Source organism: Streptomyces sp. NPDC053755 (genome assembly GCF_040677675.1).
In the GTDB taxonomy this organism is placed as follows: Bacteria; Actinomycetota; Actinomycetes; order Streptomycetales; family Streptomycetaceae; genus Streptomyces.
In genome coordinates, this window is record NZ_JBFASK010000056.1 from 1 (window position 1) to 6,127 (window position 6,127).

General features: G+C 77.0%; 2 protein-coding genes. Both read right to left on the bottom strand.

Features of this window, described 5'->3' with window-relative positions; translation table 11 throughout:
* Positions 1-49: 49 nt before the first annotated feature.
* On the bottom strand, positions 50-4,909 hold the full coding sequence (locus AB0K65_RS30790; RefSeq protein ID WP_365722321.1) for a hypothetical protein: 4,860 nt from the start codon (positions 4,907-4,909) through the stop codon (positions 50-52).
* Positions 4,910-5,029: 120 nt separating this feature from the next.
* Positions 5,030-5,926, bottom strand: a complete 897-nt coding sequence (locus AB0K65_RS30795) for a hypothetical protein (protein WP_365722323.1) — start codon at positions 5,924-5,926, stop codon at positions 5,030-5,032.
* Between the last annotated feature and the right edge of the window lie 201 nt (positions 5,927-6,127).

The window sequence follows — 6,127 nt, forward strand, 5'->3', positions numbered from 1 at the left end:
GGCCCGCTCCCCTCGGGGAGCGGGCCACCACCCTGTCCGTGTCTTCGGACTACGTCCGGGGCTGCGGGTCCTCGGCCGGTGTCCGGCGGAACATCCGGGTGGCCGTGATCTCGCCGTGGATGGTCTCGCCCTCGGTGCTCTGCTGCGGCAGGCCCGGCCGCAGGTGCTCCTCGACGCTGATGTACTTCAGTCCCGCCCGCAGGTCGGCGTCGTTGCGCAGCCGGATGACCAGGGGGAACTCCGCGAGCGCGGTCGTGTCGAACAGGCCGGTGGTGTACAGCAGCTGGACGCCCAGCGCGTCGGACACGGCCCGCTGGAGCTCCAGGAGGTACGTGGCGTTGGCCCGGCCGATCGGGTTGTCGAGGAACAGGGTGCCCGCGTGGCGGTGCTTGTCCCGGCCCCGGTCGTTGGAGCGCAGCGCGGCCATCGTGCAGTACAGGGCGATCGCGGCGGTGAGGAGCTGGCCGCCGGAGAAGACGTCGCCCATCTGCCCGACCGGGACCCGCTCGGCCCGCAGCACGGCGTCGGGCTTGAGGATCTCCACGGCGATGCCCCGCGGTTCGAGCGCCGCCTGGACCCCGCGCAGCAGCAGGGACATGCCGTCCCTGCGCAGATCGGAGTTCTTCCTCACGGCGGCGCGGGTCGCCTCGTCGATGACCTCGCCGAGCCGCTCGGTGAGCGTGGCCTGGTCCGGCTCCTCGAAGCGGATGCGCAGGAACTCCTGGCCCGACCACTCCCCGAGCCCCTCGGGCAGCCGGGAGAGGCGCTGCGCGGAGCGGAGCGTGGCCAGGGCGGACTCCACCAGGCCCCGCAGCCGGTCGACGATCGAGTCGCGGTTGCGCTCCAGCTGTTCCAGCTCGTCGGTGAGGACCCGCAGCCGGGGCGCGAACGCCTCGGCCCACTTGGCGGCGTGCTCGGGCAGGGCGGCCGCGGGCAGTTCACGGATCTGCTGCCGGGCGGGGGTGCGGACCTGTTCGTAGCGGGTGGAGTTGGCGTGGCGGACGAGGATGTCGCTCGCCTCGCGCACGGAGGAGTCGGCGCCGGAGAGCTCGGCGACGCACGCGCGCAGCGAGCGCCGGGCCTCGGCCGCGGAGTGCCGGGCCTCCTCCAGGGTGCCGGCGTACGGCTCGGGCTCCTCCCGGTCCTCCTCGGTGTGGTCGCGCAGCAGGTCGCGCAGGAGCGCCGCCGTCTCGTCGAAGCCGCCTGCCGCGTCCTCGGCGGCGCGGTGGGCCCTCAGCAGACCGGTGTGCGCGGCGCGCGCGGCTTCCAGGGCGTCCGTGCGGGAGGCCAGTTCGGCCGTCGCGGTACGGAGCAGGGCCTGGGCGTGCTCGGCGTCGGAGGGGACCAGCTCCTCGGGCAGCTCCGTGTGCGCCGCGCCGTCCTCGGGCGACAGGCGTTCGGACTCGCCGCGGAGCCGGCCGAGCTTCTCGCTCGCCTCGGAGGCCCGGATCTCCAGCATCTGGACCAGGGATTCGGCGCGGGCGGCGGCGGCCTGGCGGGACGGGCCGTCGGCGCCGTCGGTGGACTCCAGGAGCTGCTCGGCGCGGACGCGGACCTTGTTGGTGAGCCGGTCGAGCTCGGCGAGGGCGGCGGACTCGTCGCTCTCGGCGCGGGCCTGCTCGGCGCGCAGGTCGGCTCCGACGCCGACCTTCTCGTACAGCTGCGAAGCGGCGCGGTAGGCCTCGCGGAGGGTGGGCAGCGCGGCGCGCGGAGCGTCGGCGTCCGGCTCCGGGAGCTGGTCGGGGGCGCCGGCGATCTCGGCACGCTCGGCCCGCAGGGCGCGTGCGGTGCGGTGGGCGTCGTCGGCGGCGCGCTGGGCGGCGCGGCGGTCCTCGTCGGCGGCGCGGGCGCGCTCCAGGCAGGTCTGCGCGCGGGCCTCGGACTCGGCCGCGTCGTCGGCGAGTTCGCGGAGCTTGGCCTGCCAGGCGGAGCGTTCGCGCAACCGGTAGGCGAGGCCCGCGAGGGCGTCGGCCACGCGGCGGGCGCGCTGGGCGGCCTCCTGGCGTTCGTCCCGCACCCCGGCCGCGTCGGCGGCCGCCTCGTCGGCCTCCGTCCGTAGCGTCCGGGCCTCGGCGAGGGTGGCGGCGGCCGCCTCCGCGGTCTCCCGGGCGGTGGTCGCGGCGGCGGCGAGCTCGGCGAGCATGCCGGGCGGGCAGTCGGCCCGCCAGGAGCCGATCCGCGCGGCGAGCGAGCGGTCGCCGGTGAGCCGGGCGGCGAGCGTACGGATCTCCTCGTCGCGCGCGGCCGCGCGGGCGCGCAGGGCATGCCGTTCCTCGTCGGCGGCGTGCTCGTCGTGCATGGCGGGGTTCGGCGGTACGAGGAAGACACCCGCGTCCTCCCCCGCCTCGGGCCGGGGCACGGGCGCCAGCAGGGCGGCGGCGGTGCCGACGGCGACGGCGGAGCGGGGCAGCAGGGCGGCCGTGCTCAGCACCTCGCGGGCACGGGCGTAGGAGACGGGGTCGGTGATCACGACACCGTCGACCAGCTCGGGGCGGGCGGCGAGGACGGCGGCGTGGTCGGCGGGGTCGACCGCCTGGGCGAGGTAGCGCCAGCCCGGGAGGGCCGGGATGCCGTGCTCGCCGAGGTACTCGACGGTGGCCAGCACGTCGGGGCCGGGCGGCAGCAGTCCCCCGTCGCCGAGGGCGCCGAGGATGCGGGAGTCGTCGGCCGCGGCGGTGCGCAGGTCGAAGAGGTTGCGCTCGGCGGAGGCGATGGACTGCTCGAGGAGCCGCCGCAGCTCGTCGGCGTACCGGTCGAACTCGGTGACGGTGAGGGGACCGTGGGGCACGGCGTCCGGGTCGGCGACGAGGCCGAAGGCGGAGCCGGCGACGGGGCGGGCGGGGGCGGCGCCCGCGTCCTGGCCGGGGGCACCGCGTCCGTCGCCGGAGGTCGTGCGGTCCGGGTCCGGGGCGCGGTGGTCGGCGTCGGGGCCGGTCGCGTCCCGGCCGGATGACGTGGCGGAGCCGCTGGTCCTTCGGGGCTGTCCCGCGACGGACGGGGCGTCGCCGGGTGCCGTGCCGCGAGGGCCGTCGCCGGCCCGCTGGCCGGGCAGCGTGGAGTGCGCGGCGGGAAGGCTCAGGAGTTCGGCCAGGCGTTCGTCGGAGGCGATCGACTCAGCGGCGCGGCGTTCGGCGTCGTAGGCGTGCTCGGCCGCTTCGGCCGCGTCCGTGGCGCGGGCCGCGGCGAGTTCGGCCCGGGACTCGGCGGCGGCTGCCTCGCGGGCGCGGTCGGCCGCCGCGCGGGCCGCCTCGCGGGCCGCGTCCCAGGCGGCGACGGTGGTCTTCTCGGCGTCGCTGGCGGCGAGGGCCGCGCGCGCGGGATCGGCGTCGGGCGCCGAGTCGTCCAGCCAGCCGGCCCGTACCGCCTCGGCGGTCTCCTGCTCGACCTCGGCCAGCCGCTGGCGCAGGTGTCCGGCCTCGCTGCGGGCGCGCTGGGCGTCGGTCGCGGCGGCCGTGGCGTCCCGGTGCGCGGTCTCGCCGGCCTCCTGGAGGGCGGCGGAGCGCTCCTCCTCCTCCGCCGCGTGACGCTCGCCGTCCTCCGCGGCGGCGGCGAGGGCTCGTACGAGGTCGGCGGCGGCCTTGGCGCGGGCGGCGAGGGCGGGGGCCGCGTCCCGCTCGGCCTCGCGGATCGCCGCTGCCACGCGCGTGGAGCGGTCGCCCGCGGCGCGGTGGCGCAGCACGGCCTCGGTGGCCTGCCAGGCGGCGTGCAGGGTGCGGGCCTCGGTCAGTTCACGGCGCTGGGAGGCGGCGCCCTTCTCGGCGGCGGCCAGCGCGAGGGAGGCGTGGCGGTAGGCGAGTTCGGCGGTGATGAGGGAGCTGCGGCCGCGGGCCGTCTCCGCCTCGGAGACGGCATGGGCGGCCGAGGTGACCTGCTGGGCCAGTTCGGCTGCGCGGCCGCGCTCCTGGTCGGCGCGGGCGGAGAGCCGGCGGGCGAGCGTGCGGGTGCGGCGGTCGGCGGCGGCGTGCACCTCACGCGCGCGGGCGCGGGTCTCGGCGGCCTCGACGATGCGTCCCAGGAGGTCGACGGAGCCGGCCGTGAAGTCGCGTTCCGCGGTGAGTTCGGCGCGACGGCCGAGCTTGTTGCCGAAGCCGCTGACGAGGTCGGCGAGGCCGTCGGTGTCGCGGGTGTCGGTGACGGCGCGCAGGAGCAGGTCGGTGAAGTCGGAGTCCTTCTTGACCGCGAAGAGGCCGGCGGCCTCGCCTTCGTCGGCGTTCATCTCGCGCTGGTAGCGGAAGAGCTCGGGGTCGAGACCCAGGTCGCCGAGGTGCTCGTTCCAGCGGTCGTGGATCTCCTCCCAGTACACCTCCAGGTGCGGGTAGACCCTGCCCGCCTCGGTGAGGGCGTCCCGGAAGCCCTTCATGGTGCGGCGTCGGCCGCGCGCGCCGGAGGCGCCCTCCGCGGACGGGCGTACGGAGGTGGCTTCGGCCACCGGGAGGGAGTCGAGGCTCAGGCCGGGCCCGGGGCGGAAGGAGTACCACGCCTCGGCGAACTTCCGCGGGTCGTTGGAGACCTGGCGCCCGCGCCACTCGCTGGCCTTGCCGACGACGACGAGTTCGCCGGTGAGGGTGTGCTGCCACTCCAGGGCGACGTGGCCGCAGTCGTCGGCGAGCAGGAACTTGCGCAGGACGCCGGAGCTGGCGCCGCCGAGGGTGTTGCGGTGGCCGGGGAGCATGACCGAGAAGATCAGCTTGAGGAGGACGGACTTGCCGCCGCCGTTCTCCAGGAAGAGGACGCCCGCGGGGGCGGGGCGGCGCGGCGGGCCGACGGGCTCCTCCTCGAAGAACTCCGCCTGGGTGGGGGCGGGCTGGGGCACGGGGGCGCCGACTCCGCGCAGGTCCAGGACGGTGTCGGCGTAACGCGCACCGGCGGGACCGATGGAGTAGAGGCGGACCCGGGACAACTCGTACATGGCGGCGGACTCTCGTCGACTGGTTCGGTGACTACGCGGGGCGGGGCGGGGCGGATGTCGGGGGGAGCGGGTCTGTGCGGTGGCTTACGGCCCGTGTCGCACGGGCGGTCGCCCGGGTGGTCAGGCGTGGAACGGCAGGCCGGCGTCGGCGGCGAGGTCCAGGTCGTCCCCCTCGGGCGGCGGCAGGAGGCTGGCGGAGCCGTCACTGACCGGGACGACGCCGAGATCGAGCAGCTCGGCCATGGCGGCGCTGCCCGCCATGTCCCGGACCTGGAGCTGGTAGCGGGCGGTGGTGCGGTAGGCGCCGCCGGCGTCGTCGCCGGTGCGCTGGAGGAAGCCGGAGTCGGTGAGGAAGGCGACGGCCTTGCCGACGATTCCGGTGGTGGAGCCGGCGAGACGGCGGGCGTCCTTGGTGGCCCCGGTGGCACTGCGGCGGGTGTAGACCCGCCAGGCCGCCTCGAGCCCGGGGGCGTCGGAGGCGGGGTCGGTGTTCACGCCCTGTTCCTCGGCGCGCTCCTCGAGGCGGCGGCAGGCCTGACGCACGAAGGCGTCGACGCCGTTGACCGTGAGGCGGCCGATGTAGCCGTCGTCGGCGAGGTCCTCGGGGCGGGGGAAGGCCATGGCGGCGACGGCGAGGTGGGCCAGGCCGTGCAGGAAGCGGTCGGCGGAGTCGGTCGACGCGCGGCGGGCGTAGTCGCCCATGCGCACGGCGAACACGGAGTCCTCACCGGCGGTGACGGCCATGCCGGCGCGCGGGGAGACTTCCAGGACCACGAGTCCGAGGCCGGCGGCGACGGCGTCGGCGAGGCGCGCGAACGCGGGGTCCTCGCGATAGCGCCGGAGCAGCTCGGCATATTCGGCGTCCCGGGCCGGGAGCAGCTTGGGCTGGAGGCCGAAGGAGACCAGCCGGGCGGCGTCGGCGGCGTCGGCCGGGGTGACCGCCGCGGACGGGGCGACGGTCTGCTGGGGCTCCGGCTCGCTCCACGCGTCGGCGTGCTCGGCGTGGTGTTCGCTCACGGCTGGGGCTCCTCGGTGCGGGTGGTCGATACTGCGGCGGGGCGGGGCAGGGGCAGGCGGACGGGCGTGACGCTCACGGTGGGCCGGCGGGCCGGTGCCGGGTCACCGCCGGGCGCCAGGCGGACGGCCCGCACGGACGGAGCGGGACTCCGCCGCACCGGCGCGGGCACGGACACGGCCCGTACCCGCGCCCGACGGGGG

Bases quoted from the DNA above. Each gene is read 5' to 3' on its own strand.
- AB0K65_RS30790 (WP_365722321.1), bottom strand. From the start codon at position 4,909: ATGTACGAGTTGTCCCGGGTCCGCCTCTACTCCATCGGTCCCGCCGGT.